Origin of the sequence: Lysinibacillus sp. FSL M8-0134 (genome assembly GCF_038069745.1) — a bacterium.
GTDB lineage: Bacteria > Bacillota > Bacilli > Bacillales_A > Planococcaceae > Lysinibacillus > Lysinibacillus irui.
In genome coordinates this window covers 206,290-221,528 of the sequence record NZ_JBBPAJ010000002.1, presented here as the reverse complement: position 1 = coordinate 221,528, position 15,239 = coordinate 206,290, and the positions used below count along the sequence as shown (strand labels likewise).

The window sequence follows — 15,239 nt, the reverse complement described above, 5'->3', positions numbered from 1 at the left end:
CAAAAAGCAGTATGACTCTTAAAGCCATACTGCTCTCTTCTATTATTTAATTCATCACAGGTGTTAATTTTGCCACGACAATGCTATTGATGGCATTAATATAGGCAAGGGCGCTTGCCTTTAATATATCTGTATCTGCTGCTTTAGCAATATACTTTTCACCTGCATGCTCAATCGTAATTTTTACTTTACCTAAAGCTTCTTTGCCTCGTGAGACACTATTGATATTGTACTCCACAAGCTTTACATCAATGTTTGTAATTTCTGCAATGGCTGAATATAAAGCATCAATTGGGCCAGAGCCCACTGCACTTGCTTTAAACACCTCGCCACCTTTACAGATCTTAACACTTGCAGAAGGGAAGCTTGCATTGCTGACGACTTGTAGATCTTCGAAATCAAAGAATTGGTCACTGTAGTGTGTAGCGTTCTTATTGTTGGCATCATGCTTTTCATAATAGCTTTCAACAATAACGTATAAATCGTGATCGTATACTTCTTTTTTTGCATCGGCTAGCTTTAAGAAGCCTTCAAAAATCCCTTCAAATTCATCTGTTGAAAGATTAGAAAACCCTAATTTTTCAAGAGCATTTTTTACGGCATGACGACCAGAACGAGCTGTTAGTACTAGCTCCATATCATCAAGACCTACGTCTTCGGGATGGACAATTTCATAAGCATCACGAGATTTTAGCAACCCATCTTGATGGATACCAGAAGAATGAGCAAATGCATTATCTCCTGTAATGGCTTTATTGACCTGAACATCTAAGCCCATAAAGCTAGAAACAAGACGAGAGGTATTGATAATCTCTTTTGTATTGATGCGTGTTTCAGCATTATAAATAGAGCTACGAGTTTTTAGGGCCATGACAACTTCTTCTAATGCAGCATTACCTGCACGTTCGCCAATACCATTAATTGTACACTCTACTTTATCTGCACCATTTTTAATGGCAGCAAGCGTATTAGCCGTTGCCATTCCAAGGTCATTGTGGCAATGAACACTTAAAAGAACGCTGTCATCTAAATTTTTCATACGGTCATTTAATTTAAAAATCATTTCTCCAAATTCCTCTGGTTCTGCAAAGCCTACTGTATCAGGAACGTTAATCATAGTTGCGCCAGCTCTCATAACAGCTTCGATCGTTTTCCATAGATATTCAAAATCTGAACGAGATGCATCTTCTGTTGAATATTGAACTTGTGGTAATAGTGTTTTTGCGTATTTCACAGCATCAACGCCAATTTGAAGAATTTGATCCTTTGATTTGCTGAATTTTTTCTCCACATGAATATCAGATGTACCAAGTACCATATGAATCATTGGGTTTTCAGCGTATTTGACAGCATTATAGACGGCATCAATATCCGCCTTTACAGCACGTGCTAATGCCGTAATCATAATGTCATTTGTATTGCCAACCTTTTCAGCAACAGCTCTGACGGCATCAAAATCACCTTGTGAGGAAGCAGGGAATCCAGCTTCGATAATATCGACCCCTAATTTTTTTAGTTGCTGGGCAATCTCAACTTTTTCATACAGATTTAGTTTAGCTCCTGGCACTTGTTCGCCATCACGTAAAGTTGTATCAAACACCCAAATTTTTCTTCCCATTTTCAAACACTCCTTTTGTAGTAATCAGTTTAAAATCTACACTTAGGCCAATGATTTAATAAAAATAAAAAAAACCCGTCTCTATAAAAATAGAGACGAGTTTATGCTCGCGGTACCACTCTAATTGACATTTTCTTTACAGAAAATATCCTCTTATCGACAGCTATCACTGTCTATCCTGTTAACGGGGGAAACCGACATCCCTTACTAATATGTTCAGGGAGTAGCTCATGGACGAGTTCAAAATGTGTGTCTACCGATTTACACCAACCATCGGCTCTCTACAAGTACACAACCACTTTTACTATTTCCAATCTTGGCCTGCAATGTGTTATTGAAAGCAATATTACTTGGATATTAATGCGCTGTCAATAATTTTCTAAAAATTTTTTTAATTCTGTCTAAAAGGCGTGGCAATTTAATAAAATTTTGATATTCAATGGTATGTGCAAATGCCTATTTTATATAGTAATTAATGGTATATAATTAAATTTATGGATTAACATTATGGATAGAAGAAAAGTAGTTTTACATAATATGAAGGAGCTGTTTTCAATAAAGAAAAAAGTTATTTGTATTCTAGCATTATTTTTAATAGCAATGATCTTATTAAATTTTTACAATGTATACAAAACAAAATACCTTATAAAGGATTTTCTTTCTACAGATCATTTAGGTGAAGAAAGTTCATAAAATTAGTATCTTAAATGAATCAACGACCAAGATAATAAACATTAATAAAGATAATCCTTTATTTCTCTCGTTAACCGAATCACTAGAAGATTTAAAAGTAAAACGGTCTAACTCACATTTTTCTTATACCGAAGGATATATGTTTATTATTTATCACAAAAACAGTTCATATCATATTTCTATCAATGAAAAGGGGATGCTACGAATTGATAGTGAAAATTATAGAATACAAGAGGAAAAAGCTATAAAGGATTTGATTGCTCTTATAAAAGAAGCATTCAAATAAGTAAATAAAAAACTACTCATTTTCTATAGGCAACACACCTAAAGAAAATGAGCAGTCTTTTTCTTGTTTTAATCTAATTTAAAGCGAGAGACTTGCGTATGAAGTTCTTCTGCCATATTGGAAAGAGTTGATGCAGAAGCTGCTACCTCTTCAATTGTAGCTAATTGTTCTTCCGAGGCAGAAGCGACATTTTGCAAATTGGATGAGGACATTTGAGCAATCGTTGCTATTTCATCAAAGGAAGCATAAATTTGCTCCGCGCTCGATGACATTTCCTCAGACACGGTTGTGGCCTCTTGAATTTGCATGGATACTTGTTCAATAAGCTCAACAATTTTGGCGAAGCCTTCTTCAGCCACTTTTACTACTTGCATACCAATTTGAACTTCTTGGGTACCTGTATCCATCACAGCTACAGCACGGCTTGTATCTTGCTGAATTTCGGAGATCAAAGTAGCAATTTGCTCTGCAGATTTTTTTGATTGCTCAGCTAATTTTTTCACTTCGTCTGCAACCACAGCAAAGCCGCGCCCATGATCACCTGCACGGGCTGCTTCGATAGCAGCATTGAGGGCTAATAAATTTGTTTGCTCTGCTATGTCAGTAATAATGCTAATAATATTGCCGATTTCAATAGAATGACCATCTAAATTTTTAACAACACTTGCAGACTCTAGGACGGCTGTGTTGATTGTAGTCATTTGGGAAATGACACGATGTAATGATTCATTACCTTTTTTAGCTTCTGAGTTTGTTTCCATTGCTAATTCAGAAACAGCTGCTGTTGTAGAAGCTAATTGTTGTATACCATTTGTCATGTTTTTCATTGCTTCAGAGCTTTCTGTAGCATTTTTACCCTGAGCCTCCGAGCCACTAGCAACCTCTTGAATAGAAGAAGTGATTTGTTCGGTAGCCTGTATAGTTTGATCAGCACTTGCTGTTAATTCTGCTGCTGAGCCACTAACTTGCACAGTGTTCTGACGTACATTCTTAATTAACTCCTTTAAGTTTGTAGCCATTTGATTAAATGCTAGTGCTAAATCTCCAACCTCATCGCGATTTTTAATGCGAATTTGTTCGGCTGTTAAATCACCTTCAGCTATTCTTTTCGCTGCCTTAGCCATGCCATTGATAGGACGAGACATTAAACTACCTACAACCATAGCAATTATCAGACTTATGACAACAGCGAAGACCCCAAGAAGAATCATTTGGAATTTAATATCTTGGATTTGTTTTGATGTAGCAGCCATCTTTTCTTCAATATATTTACTTTGATAATTAGAAAGGTTTTCAACACGTTCATCGAACTGTTTGATAATTAATCGACCTTGAGTACTATCAAGCTTTTCATACTTTTCTGTTTCTCCTTCAGCTTTTAAAGAAAACATTCGGTCCGCAAATTGTTGGACGTTTTGCTCGCTTTTGTTAATAGCTTCTAGGAATTTAATAGATTCTTCTGAATCCAAAGTGGCCATTAACTCTTCAGATTTTTTCTTAAATTCCTCTCGTGAATCTTGATTACTTTGTAAATTTTGTTTGTCTCCAAGAAGTAAATAACCTCGCATACTTACAATTTCTTGTTTAGCTATTACACGTAATTCCTGAATACTTATAGATTTAGTAGTTTGCTCCTCCAGTAATAATTGATATGTTTTGTTTACTGAATCCAGCTGTTTTATATTTAAGCCGATTGTTGTAACAAGAACTAAAATAACTATAAAAAAACCGAGTAATAATTTCTTGTAGATAGTAAATCGCATAGTTGAAATATCCTTTCTCAGTAATTAGTAGAAATGTTACAAAATAATGAAATATGTATATATATCATTTATATCAGATTATATGGATTTTACAAAGTATTATGAGTATTTTTACAGTAGTTAATAGTTTGAAGATAGTATTAAATTATGATTAGAGTAATAAAAAATGGAGATTTTTCGGCTATAATACTGCTAATAATAGGGATAATTAATGGCCTGTATTGAATACTAAGTCAATTTTCGTGAATTTTGAAACTTAAACCGTAATTGTACGTAGAAATAATAAAGGAAATGAACAGAGGTGGGAAAAATGTATAGGCCAATTTTAAAACTACCAAAAACTAAATCAGAAAAGATATGGGACTATATTGGTGGTAGTGCATTTATTGTATCTATCCTTTATATTATTTTACTCTGGGGTAAAATACCTAGCGAAATTCCTGGTCATTTTAATGGTTTAGGTGAGGTTGATCGTTGGGGTTCGAAAATAGAGCTATTTATTTTACCATTCATTGGTTTGTTTTTATGGATTGTATTGGGGCTTCTAGAAAAGGTACCACATATGCATAATTATCCAGCACGTTTGAATGAAAATAATGTAAAAGCATTTTATTTAAATAGCAGAAAAATACTAAATGAAGTAAAAAACCTGTGTCTCATTTTATTCGCATTTATTTCGATTCAAATGGTTCGTATAGGTCTTGGTGAAGCCAATTCCATAGGCTGGTGGTTTTTACCGGTCATTATAATAGGGACGGCTATTCCGATTATTAAAGGGATTATGGCTACCGCTAAAATAAAATAAAGTAACAAACTAAACCTTGGGATTATTTCAAGTGATTAGACTGTAAGTAAAAGGAATCGAGAAGTACCATCTCGATTCTTTTTCTTTTTCCGAAAAATATCACCTATGGGGGGCATTCATCTCTAACTAGAGGAAAACTTGAAATATTTTTATACCCAAGTTTTGAATATTTCAGTATACTATCAAAACTAAGATGTAAATGTATGAGCAGTTTGTTAAATGCTAAAATTGAAATAAAGAAGCAGTAGGAGAGGAATGTAAGCTATGCAGAAAAAATTTAAACTGAATGATGAATTATCAGTTTCTATAGTCAATCAACCACAAGATTTGCCATTAGAAGGGATTTCTCAGGTAGGAGAAGCACCTTTTGATCGCATTATTTCATTTGTGTTCTCTGTGGAGGAGATGGTAACGTATTTACAAAAAGTGTTAAAAGGTACTCGTCTAAAAGAACAAGGTTACTTATTTTTTGTTTATCCTAAAAAGGGGAATAAAAAATATGAACAGTTTATCCATCGTGATGAAATTTTTCCAGCAATCCAAGTTGACGACGAAAAGTACATCGTTGGTAGTGATTTGAAATTTGCTAGCCTAATGTCATTAGATGATACATTTTCAATTTTAAGCATCAAGCGAGATGGTAAAGGAAAAGGGAAAAAGAAGACGGCAAGTAGTCAATGTGTAAGTGATTATGAAAGGATGATTCCTCAATTACGTGATTCACTTGCAGACAACCCTTATGATTTAGCATTTTATGATGAGCTAACACCAGGCTATCAAAAGGACTGGGCGCGTTATATTTATAGTGCTAAAAAACAGGATACACAAATAGCCCGCCTACAAGAGATGCGCGAAATTATTGGATTAGGCTACAAAACCAAGGAGTTATATCGCAAAGCAAAAGCTGAGGCAAATGAATAAAGATTTTAAAATAAATGATAAAGTGAGGCAATAGGTATGGAGAATATATACATGGAGCAAGTTGAAGAAAAATGGCGTGTTGCGTTTAGCCAGCTTGTAGATGTTGTTGCAACGAATATACCAGATGGATTTGAACAAACAATGCAATATGGCGTGGTTAGCTATGTTGTTCCTTTAACAGCCTATCCAGATGGCTATCATGTTACACCAAATACCCCATTACCTTTTATTAGCCTTGCAGTCCAAAAACGTCATATTGCGCTATACCATATGGGGATATACGCAGATCCAGCATTGCTCTCTTGGTTTCAGGAAGAATATGCGAAGAGAGTATCAACGAAGTTAAACATGGGGAAAAGCTGTATTCGTTTTACAAGTACAAAATATATTCCATTTGATTTAATAGGAGAGCTTGTTTCAAAAATGACCCCAGCACAATGGATCACTCACTATGAAGGAGCAAAAAAATAGATGAAAAGTGCAACTACATTTTTAATGTTTCAAGGGCAAGCGAATGAAGCTATTGAACAGTATCAGCAATGGTTTACAGATTTAGAGGTTGCCAGTCTGTCGTATACGGAAAATTCACAGCAAGTGGCGATGGCAGTTCTCCATTTAAAGGGATTAAAATTAATGGTGAATGATAGTGTTATCCAGCACAATTTCACATTTACCCCATCCACGTCTATCTTTATAGAGTGTGATTCGGAGGAAGAAATAAGCTATTTAGTTACGCACATATTAGAAGGTGGACTTGCATTAATGCCTCTTGATAATTATGGGTTTTCTAAAAAGTTTGCGTGGATTCAGGATCGTTTTGGTGTGTCCTGGCAGCTATCATATAATTGACGGTCAGGGATATGAATATATTCTTAAAGAATGTTAAAAAATACAATGTTAGTAAAGGGGAATAGTAGATGGCGGTAACTTTAGTGAAGCATGATATTAAATATGCTGAAGCCATGCATGAATTGTCTTCTATGCCACAGGTTCGAGATGCGCTTGGGTTACCTGCTGGTAAGGTAGAGGATACAATTAATTTTATTAAACGTGAATGTGTGGATGAAGAAGAAGGTAAAACAGTTCCTCGTGTTGTCTTGAATGAGGAAGGGCAACTAATTGGCGTGACATCATTAATGTTTATAGACCATCAAAAAAAGAGCTGTCATATTGGGTCTTGGCTTGGCTACCCATTTTGGGGAAAGGGCTATAATCTTGAAGCCAAAACAGCTATCTTAGATATTGCTTTTTTTGAACTTGGTTTATTACGTGTTTTTGCAGGTGCAAGGAAGGTTAATATCCGTTCACAAAAGGCACAGGAAAAGCTATCTTTTATTCGATTAGGAGTTGAAAGTGAATATCCAGAAGAGCATTCATGGTTAGAGGTAAAAGAAAAGCAACCATGTGTGTTAAATGTCTTTGAACGGGAGGATTTTGTTCGTTACAGAACATCGCTAGAGAAAGTAGATGGTAAACGTGAAGACTTCTTACCGCAGCTCTTACTAGCGGATGACAGTGAAAAGGTAGTTCGTGACTACCTAGATCAGGGTACCTTATATAAAATTAAGTGTGGCGAGGTGCTAGCTGGGGTAGCCTTAATAATTCCCCAATCTAATACAACAATTGAGTTGAAGAATATTGCTATTATTCCAACGTATCAAGGGAAGGGAATAGGTAAGGAAGTATTACGACAACTCACTGAAATATGCCAGATGGAAGGCTATAAAACCGTTCTAGTTGGAACAGCAAATTCAAGTATTGATAATATTGCCTTTTATCAAAAAGCAGGCTTCCGCATGGAGGCTATTGAAAAAGATTTCTTTCGTAAATACCCAGAACCAATTTATGAAAACGGCATTCGTGCCTTAGATATGATTTTCTTTTCAAAGCAATTATAAGAATCTTCATAAAGAAATACCCGTCCAACAAGTGTTGAGCGGGTATTTTTACTTACCTAGCAAAAGAGCCATTAATTTTTCTTTAGAATGTAGGAAATCATCTAAAGTGTAACGATCTAGCACACTTAAATAGGCTTGTAAAGCTTCGTACAGAACACCTTTTAGCTGACATTCTGGGGCTATTTTACATAGATTATTTTCTTTGTCGAAACATTCTACAAGGTGAAAATCCTCTTCTGTATGACGCACAATTTCACCAATAGTAATAGTTTTTGGATCGATAGCGAGGCGAATACCGCCACCACGACCACGGATTGTTTCAATATAGCCTAATAATCCAAGCTGATGTGTCACCTTCATTAAGTGGTTTTTCGATATATTATAAGCATCTGAAATCTCTTGAATAGTTGATAATTGGCCGTCTTCCTTTGCACCTAGATAAATAAGCGTACGCAAAGAGTAGTCTGTGTATAAAGTTAAGCGCATTAGAACACCCTACTTTCTATAATTCAAAATTATTATAGCATTTTTACATTGAAGTATAATATTTTCAAACGTTTTTTAAAGATGTATTTAAAATACATTAATTATGTCCATTTTGTTAAAGATGTATTTCATATATTGCTTTAAGGAAATGAAAGCGTTATATTGTAATCACGAAAGGATGGTAAGCGATATGTTAAAACAAGAAACTATTAAAATTATTAAGGCAACAGTACCTGTATTAGAAGTTCATGGTGTTGAAATTACAAAGACGTTTTACAAAAATATGTTTCAAGCTCATCCAGAATTACTGAACATTTTTAATCACACGAATCAAGAACAAGGCCGTCAACAAACAGCATTAGCTAACACTGTTTATGCTGCTGCTGTTCATATTGAAAACTTAGAAGCGATTTTACCTGCTGTAATGCTTATAGCACATAAACACCGTAGTTTAGGCATTTTACCTGAACATTACCCAATTGTTGGAGAACATCTATTAAAAGCAATTAAAGAAGTACTTGGTGACGCAGCAACAGATGATATTATTAATGCATGGGCTGAGGCTTATGGCGTTATAGCTGATATTTTCGTTCAAGTGGAAGAAGAGTTATACCAAAAGGCTGAAAATAATGGTGGATGGCGCCTATTTAAACCATTAAAAGTGGCGAAAAAAGTTGTAGAAAGCGACTTAGTTACATCTGTTTATTTTGTAAATGAAGATGGTTCACCATTACCGACTTATGAACCAGGCCAATACATTAGCATTCGTGTAAAAGTGCCGGGCGAAGAGTATTTAATGAATCGTCAATACACACTTTCACAGGCAAGTGCAGAAGATGGCTATCGTATTTCAGTAAAACGCGAAAGCGATCATACACCAAATGGTAAAGTCTCTAACTTTATTCACGATAACTTACAAGTTGGAGATTTAGTAGATGTAAGTGCTCCAGCTGGTTTATTTGTTCTAGAGGAAACTGCTGCACCAATTACATTTGTGAGTGGTGGTATTGGGGTAACACCTTTAAACAGTATGCTACAATCTTTAAAAGAAGATGCAACAAATAAAGTTAACTTTATCCAATGTGCTCGTAATGAGAAAGTTGTGGCATTTAGCGATGACATTAAGGAGAAAGTAAATGCGTTGCCAAATGCTTCATATACAGCTTTATATTCTGATGAAGACAAGCTTATCACAAAAGAATTATTAGCAGAAAAAGTAGCTGATAATGCAGATGTTTATGTATGTGGACCTGTAGGCTTCATGGAAGCTGTTATTAAAAATTTACAGGAAATTGGCGTGAAGGATGAGAAAATTCACTATGAGTTCTTCGGACCAGCCATGCAATTAGCTAAATAAAAAGAGGATTCCCTGTTATGAGAAAAAACTCATAGCAGGGTTTTTTTATTGTGGGCATAGTGACGGGTAGAAATAAAAAAGTGAAGAGACCAGAAAGAGGCATATAAACGACGGATTACAGTCCTTAAAGAAAAAAGGTTGAAGCTTTCGTGTTGACAATATACCTATAGGGGTATAATATGAATCTCGTAAGTAAGTTCAATCAATCGTTTTGGAAGGGGGCATAACAGAATGGCATATGGCTCAAACACTGCAAATCGTGTGAAACGTATGGAAGGTCAATTGCGTGGTATTTTACGCATGATGGAAGAAGGTCAAAGCTGTAAGGATGTGATCACACAGCTATCTGCCGTTCGTTCTGCGGTTGATCGGACGATCGGTGTTATTGTAAGTGAAAATTTATTGGATTGTGTATCGACTGCCGAAGGTGATGCAGAAAAAATGAATCTAGCCATCCAAGAGGCAATGGATCTAGTTGTGAAAAGCCGATAAATTTATATACCCTTTAACGTATAAAGAAGGAGGAATGATTATTTGGAGATATGGATAATTATTGCGTTAATCGCTGTATTTTTTATTTGGCGAATGAAACCAACAAAGGGCGTTCAGTCAATCTCGACAGCGCAATTAAAAAATATGCTGAATGATAAGGATAAGATATTTATCGATGTACGCACACCTGCTGAATATAAAGGTCGGCATATCTCTCAATTTAAAAACATGCCACTTGGATCGAGCTTTGACAATTTGCCAAAGGATAAAGAAGTAATCGTTATTTGTCAAAGTGGTATGCGAAGTAGTCAGGCGTGTAAACAATTGAAAAAGCAAGGCTTTGAACGTGTTACCAATGTTCGAGGTGGTATGAGTGCTTACTAGGAGGAGATAGAATGAAGGAAATTACGGCGAATGAAGTACAACATTTGATAGATCAGGGGAAAAAGCTGAACCTTATTGATGTTCGAGAGGTAGATGAGGTACAAGCTGGACATATACCAGATGTTATGCATATACCGCTTGGTTTATTGGAATTTCGACTGCATGAATTAAATAAAAATGAGTCGTATATTATGGTTTGTCGTTCAGGTGCCCGTAGTGGTCGTGCTACCCAGCTATTAGAAGATAATGGCTTTGATGCATCGAATATGGCTGGTGGTATGTTAGCTTGGGAGGGTAAAGTACAAATATAGATAATATCTATATTTTTTTGTTAAAAATAATACCGGGTATGGTATATGGAGGTTGTCGAAAATATGAAGGTGGATTTTCAGCTAGATGCCAAGGGCCTTTCTTGCCCGATGCCGATTGTGAAAACAAAAAAAGCTATGGTTGATTTAGTGGATGGTCAAATTTTAGAAGTATCTGCGACAGATAAAGGGTCAAAAGCCGATATTGCGGCATGGGCTGAAACTGTAGGCCACCAATATATAGGTACTATAGAAGAGGATGGCGTGCTGAAACATTATATTCGTAAATGTACCAACGATCAAATAGAAGACATAACGTTTGATCAAACAATTGATCTAGAACAAATCACTAGTCGTGAAGGATTAATTCTTGATGTACGTGAGGAAGCGGAATTCGCTTTTGGCCATATTGAAGGGGCAAAATCTATCCCAATGGGCGAACTAGAGGCACGTCTTTCAGAGCTTGATAAAGAGCAGGAGATTTATATTATTTGTCGTACCGGCAAACGCAGTGATATGGCTGCGCAGAAGCTTGCTTCACATGGTTTTACAAAGGTATTTAATGTCTTACCAGGAATGACATCCTGGAAGGGTGAACTTACAAAAAACATTTAAATTGGAGGAATTTTATTATGTCAAACAAGGTAGCAATTATTGCAAGTAATGGTGGTTTATTTGATGCTTATAAGGTGTTTAATATCGCAACGGCAGCGGCAGCTTCAGAAAAGGAGGTAGCAATCTTCTTCACATTTGAAGGATTGAATTTTATTCATAAGCAAGGTATGCATGCGCTACCAATGCCTGCTGGGGCAGAGCATTTTGCGGAAGGTTTTGCAAAAGCAAATGTTCCGGCCATTCCTCAATTGGTGGAAATGGCACAGGAATTAGGTGTGAAATTTATTGCTTGTCAAATGACTATGGATGTAATGGGTTTATCGACGGAAGATTTTATTGATGGTATTGAGGTTGGCGGAGCTGTAACATTCCTTGAATTTGCGAAAGATGCAGCGCCATCTCTAACTTTCTAAAGACTTGTACTTCAAGGCGGAGAGTGGAGAAAGCTCTCCGCTATAAAAAACATTAAAATTATACCTATGGGGGTAAACTGTATGTCAATTCAGAAGTGGAATGCGTCACAAGTTGCTAAAAAGGTTATTAACAATGAAGAATTGTTTATTTTAGATGTTCGTAATGCGGATGCATTTGAAGATTGGAAAATTGATGGTCGCCGCTTTGAGTACTTAAATATTCCGTATTTTGAACTGTTAGATGGAATTGAGGAGATTTTACCGGAAATCCCATCAGATAAAGAAGTATTAGTAGTTTGTGCAAAAGAGGGGTCATCATTGATGATCGCGGAAATGCTAGCTGAAGCAGGTCGAGATGTTGCTTATTTAGCAGGAGGTATGAAATCTTGGAGTGAATACCTAGAGCCGATTAAAGTTGGCGATTTAACAGGTGGTGGCGAGCTTTATCAGTTTGTCCGTTTAGGAAAGGGCTGTCTTTCTTATATGATCATATCTGAAGGAGAAGCTGCTATCATTGATGCTGTTCGTTTTACGAATATATTCACAAGCTTTGAAGAACAACAGAACGTTAAAATTAAACATGTTTTTGATACACATTTACATGCAGACCATATTTCAGGTGGTCGCCATATAGCAGAAGCAACTGGTGCAGCTTACTATTTACCACCAAAAGATGCGGAAGAGGTTGTCTTTCAATATACGCCATTAGTTGATGGAACAACTGTTCAAATCGGAGCATCTAAAATAGATGTAGGAGCTATCTATTCTCCAGGTCATACAATTGGTTCTACTTCATTTGTGGTCGATAACAAATATCTGTTAACAGGAGATATTTTATTTATTGATTCAATCGGACGTCCTGATTTAGCGGGACTTGCTGATGATTGGGTTGGAGATTTACGTGTTACGCTTTACAAGCGTTATCGCGAATTGTCTGATGAACTTATTGTATTACCAGCGCATTTTATGATTATTGATGAGTTGAATGAAGATGGAACCGTGGCAAAACGCTTAGGAGATTTGTTTGCCCAAAACCATGGTTTGAATATACAAGATGAAGAAGAATTTAGACATGTGGTGACCGATCAACTGCCTCCACAGCCGAATGCTTATCAAGAAATTCGTCAGGTCAATATGGGAAAAATAACACCTGCACCAGATGAACAAACAGAAATGGAAATTGGACCAAATCGCTGTGCTGTACGATAGAGCATGCTAAAGTGCAATGAGTACGCATGCATGCTTATAGCATGTAAATTCCGTGGATTGAAGGCGCTCTTCCTTCATGAAGATAAAAAACAAGAAGACTCGGCAAAATCACTTACAAGCTTTGCCGAGTCGAAGGAGATTATGATGAAACCTAATTTACAACTAGATGCAAAAGGCCTGTCTTGTCCAATGCCTATTGTGAAGACAAAAAAAGCAATCGACACCTTAAAGGCAGGGGAAGTTTTAGAAGTTCAGGTGACAGATAAAGGAGCTTTAGCGGATATTCCTGCTTGGGCAAAAGCTGGGGGTCATATCATTTTAGACCACTCCGAAGAGGCTGGCATCATTACATTTTTAATTCAGAAAGCATAGAGCGGATTGAGGGTTGTCTATTACAGTAGAACAACCCTCCTTTCTCTTTATTGATTGCAGTCAGAAAGAAGGAAAAACAAATGGATATTGCATGGATCTTAACCATTTTACTTATTGGTTTTCTTGGTTCATTTGTATCGGGGATGTTGGGGATTGGTGGTGCTATCATTAATTTCCCGATGCTACTATATATCCCGCCATTATTAGGTTTTGCGGCCTTTTCTGCACATGAGGTGTCAGGGATTAGTGCGATTCAAGTGCTTTTTGCTGCGCTTGCTGGAGTTTGGGTATATCGCAAAGGGGGATATTTAAATAAATCACTTATAATCTATATGGGGAGCTCCATATTAACAGGAAGCTTTGTAGGGAGCTTTGGTTCAAAATTTTTATCAGAGTCCGGTATTAACATTGTCTATGGTATCCTTGCGTTGATTGCAGCTGTGATGATGTTCATCCCGAAAAAGCAAATTGATGATAAATCGATGCAGGAGATTACTTTTAATAAACCACTTGCAGTCATATTAGCATTTATTGTTGGTATCGGTTCAGGGATTGTGGGGGCAGCTGGTGGCTTTTTATTAGTGCCAATAATGCTTGTTGTCTTAGCAATCCCAACACGTATGACCATTGCGTCAAGCCTTGCTATTACTTTTATTTCCTCAATAGGAGGTACCGTTGGAAAATTAATGACAGGACAAGTTGAATATCTTCCAGCGCTCATCTTAATTGTATCTAGTCTAATAGCGGCTCCACTTGGTGCGAAAGTAGGGGGGAAGTTAAATACGAAATTCCTACAAGTTATTTTAGCGGTTCTTATATTAGCAACAGCGATAAAAATTTGGATGGACATTTTATAAGGGGGGATAGCTTTGAAAATTGAAGTCTTTTCTGATTTCACATGTCCGTTTTGTTATATTGGCAAGCGAGAACTAGAACGGGCAATTGATATTGCAGGCTATACAGGACTAGTGGAAATTGAATATAAAGCATTTCAATTAGACCCAGATATACCAAAAGTGAATGCACCAACCTTTTACGAGGCGATGGCTAAAAAATATGATATCACGCTAGAAGAAGTAAAAGAAATGGTCAAGGGCATAGCTATGAGAGCAATGGAGGTTGGTTTGGATTATGAATTTGCTAAGATGTCCACTTCCCATACTGAAAAAGCACATCGTTTAGCGAAGTGGACACAGCAATTTGGTAAAGCGACGGCTTATACAGAAGCATTAATGGCTGGTTATTTTAAAGAGGGTAAAGATGTAAATGATGACGATTTTTTATTAAAAGTTATTGCGAAATTAAATTTAAATGTGGAAGAAGCGAAGAAAATCATAACATCGGCTGACTTTAGTGAAGCATTAGAACAGGATCGCTATGATGCCCAACAACTGGGGGTACAAAGTGTACCATTCTTTGTGTTTGAAAATAGATATGGTATTAAAGGCGCTGAACCAAATGAGGTTTTTGTAAAAACTTTACATCAAGCGGCGGAAAAAGCGGGTATCCAACCAATAATAAAGATAATGGGAAATGGTGAGTCTGTATGTGCCGATGGAGTATGTAAATTGTAAAAGGCTAGATGAGTGTCGAGTACATGATGTGCTCGACACTTTTTT

General features: G+C 36.5%; 18 protein-coding genes and 1 other annotated feature. Of the genes, 15 read left to right on the top strand and 3 right to left on the bottom strand.

The window, feature by feature from the left end; genetic code table 11:
- Nucleotides 1-46: 46 nt before the first annotated feature.
- Both MKY49_RS20905 and MKY49_RS20900 read right to left on the bottom strand, forming a co-directional pair.
- Nucleotides 47-1,618, bottom strand: coding sequence for a 2-isopropylmalate synthase (locus MKY49_RS20905; protein ID WP_274794792.1), 1,572 nt, complete (start codon nucleotides 1,616-1,618; stop codon nucleotides 47-49).
- 88 nt (nucleotides 1,619-1,706) lie between these two features.
- Nucleotides 1,707-1,945: a binding site (T-box leader), on the bottom strand.
- A 720-nt stretch (nucleotides 1,946-2,665) separates the two neighbouring features.
- On the bottom strand, nucleotides 2,666-4,360 hold the full coding sequence (locus tag MKY49_RS20900; RefSeq protein WP_341387026.1) for a methyl-accepting chemotaxis protein: 1,695 nt from the start codon (nucleotides 4,358-4,360) through the stop codon (nucleotides 2,666-2,668).
- A gap of 310 nt (nucleotides 4,361-4,670) precedes the next feature.
- On the opposite strand from MKY49_RS20900, the gene MKY49_RS20895 reads away from it, so the two are divergent.
- The 5 genes from MKY49_RS20895 to MKY49_RS20875 all read left to right on the top strand — a co-directional run bounded on the left by MKY49_RS20895 (nucleotide 4,671) and on the right by MKY49_RS20875 (nucleotide 7,984).
- Nucleotides 4,671-5,165 carry a DUF1648 domain-containing protein gene (locus MKY49_RS20895; protein WP_322605289.1) on the top strand — a complete coding sequence of 165 codons (495 nt, stop codon included), beginning with the start codon at nucleotides 4,671-4,673 and terminating at the stop codon, nucleotides 5,163-5,165.
- A gap of 264 nt (nucleotides 5,166-5,429) precedes the next feature.
- Nucleotides 5,430-6,086 (top strand): YdeI/OmpD-associated family protein, encoded by a 657-nt coding sequence (locus MKY49_RS20890; RefSeq protein ID WP_322605290.1) that lies wholly within the window; start codon nucleotides 5,430-5,432, stop codon nucleotides 6,084-6,086.
- 51 nt (nucleotides 6,087-6,137) lie between these two features.
- Complete coding sequence (locus MKY49_RS20885) at nucleotides 6,138-6,557, top strand: DUF1801 domain-containing protein (protein ID WP_341387025.1); 420 nt, start codon at nucleotides 6,138-6,140, stop codon at nucleotides 6,555-6,557.
- Nucleotides 6,558-6,935: a VOC family protein gene (locus MKY49_RS20880; protein ID WP_274794786.1), complete on the top strand. Its 378-nt coding sequence runs from the start codon at nucleotides 6,558-6,560 to the stop codon at nucleotides 6,933-6,935.
- A gap of 68 nt (nucleotides 6,936-7,003) precedes the next feature.
- A complete protein-coding gene (locus MKY49_RS20875) occupies nucleotides 7,004-7,984 on the top strand; it encodes a GNAT family N-acetyltransferase (protein ID WP_341387024.1) in 981 nt (326 codons plus the stop codon).
- Nucleotides 7,985-8,032: 48 nt separating this feature from the next.
- On the opposite strand, the gene MKY49_RS20870 is transcribed toward MKY49_RS20875, so the two are convergent.
- Nucleotides 8,033-8,470 carry an Rrf2 family transcriptional regulator gene (locus MKY49_RS20870; protein WP_155593299.1) on the bottom strand — a complete coding sequence of 146 codons (438 nt, stop codon included), beginning with the start codon at nucleotides 8,468-8,470 and terminating at the stop codon, nucleotides 8,033-8,035.
- A 190-nt stretch (nucleotides 8,471-8,660) separates the two neighbouring features.
- Between MKY49_RS20870 and hmpA the strand changes: the two genes are divergently transcribed.
- From hmpA to MKY49_RS20820, 10 genes are all read left to right on the top strand, one after another.
- The gene (gene hmpA / locus MKY49_RS20865) at nucleotides 8,661-9,827 is read left to right on the top strand and encodes an NO-inducible flavohemoprotein (protein WP_274794783.1); all 1,167 of its coding nucleotides are present in this window, start codon (nucleotides 8,661-8,663) and stop codon (nucleotides 9,825-9,827) included.
- A 231-nt stretch (nucleotides 9,828-10,058) separates the two neighbouring features.
- On the top strand, nucleotides 10,059-10,319 hold the full coding sequence (locus MKY49_RS20860) for a metal-sensitive transcriptional regulator (RefSeq protein WP_274794782.1): 261 nt from the start codon (nucleotides 10,059-10,061) through the stop codon (nucleotides 10,317-10,319).
- Between the two features lie 42 nt (nucleotides 10,320-10,361).
- Nucleotides 10,362-10,703 (top strand): rhodanese-like domain-containing protein, encoded by a 342-nt coding sequence (locus MKY49_RS20855; RefSeq protein WP_274794781.1) that lies wholly within the window; start codon nucleotides 10,362-10,364, stop codon nucleotides 10,701-10,703.
- 11 nt (nucleotides 10,704-10,714) lie between these two features.
- Nucleotides 10,715-11,014 (top strand): rhodanese-like domain-containing protein, encoded by a 300-nt coding sequence (locus MKY49_RS20850; protein ID WP_274794780.1) that lies wholly within the window; start codon nucleotides 10,715-10,717, stop codon nucleotides 11,012-11,014.
- Between the two features lie 63 nt (nucleotides 11,015-11,077).
- Nucleotides 11,078-11,626: a sulfurtransferase TusA family protein gene (locus tag MKY49_RS20845; protein ID WP_322605293.1), complete on the top strand. Its 549-nt coding sequence runs from the start codon at nucleotides 11,078-11,080 to the stop codon at nucleotides 11,624-11,626.
- A 17-nt stretch (nucleotides 11,627-11,643) separates the two neighbouring features.
- A complete protein-coding gene (locus tag MKY49_RS20840) occupies nucleotides 11,644-12,039 on the top strand; it encodes a DsrE/DsrF/DrsH-like family protein (protein ID WP_274794778.1) in 396 nt (131 codons plus the stop codon).
- Nucleotides 12,040-12,120: 81 nt separating this feature from the next.
- The gene (locus MKY49_RS20835; RefSeq protein WP_341387022.1) at nucleotides 12,121-13,248 is read left to right on the top strand and encodes an MBL fold metallo-hydrolase; all 1,128 of its coding nucleotides are present in this window, start codon (nucleotides 12,121-12,123) and stop codon (nucleotides 13,246-13,248) included.
- Between the two features lie 144 nt (nucleotides 13,249-13,392).
- Complete coding sequence (locus MKY49_RS20830) at nucleotides 13,393-13,620, top strand: sulfurtransferase TusA family protein (RefSeq protein ID WP_445928419.1); 228 nt, start codon at nucleotides 13,393-13,395, stop codon at nucleotides 13,618-13,620.
- Between the two features lie 80 nt (nucleotides 13,621-13,700).
- Nucleotides 13,701-14,477, top strand: a complete 777-nt coding sequence (locus tag MKY49_RS20825) for a sulfite exporter TauE/SafE family protein (RefSeq protein ID WP_322610576.1) — start codon at nucleotides 13,701-13,703, stop codon at nucleotides 14,475-14,477.
- Nucleotides 14,478-14,489: 12 nt separating this feature from the next.
- Nucleotides 14,490-15,194, top strand: coding sequence for a DsbA family oxidoreductase (locus tag MKY49_RS20820; RefSeq protein WP_341387020.1), 705 nt, complete (start codon nucleotides 14,490-14,492; stop codon nucleotides 15,192-15,194).
- The last annotated feature ends 45 nt before the right edge of the window (nucleotides 15,195-15,239 follow it).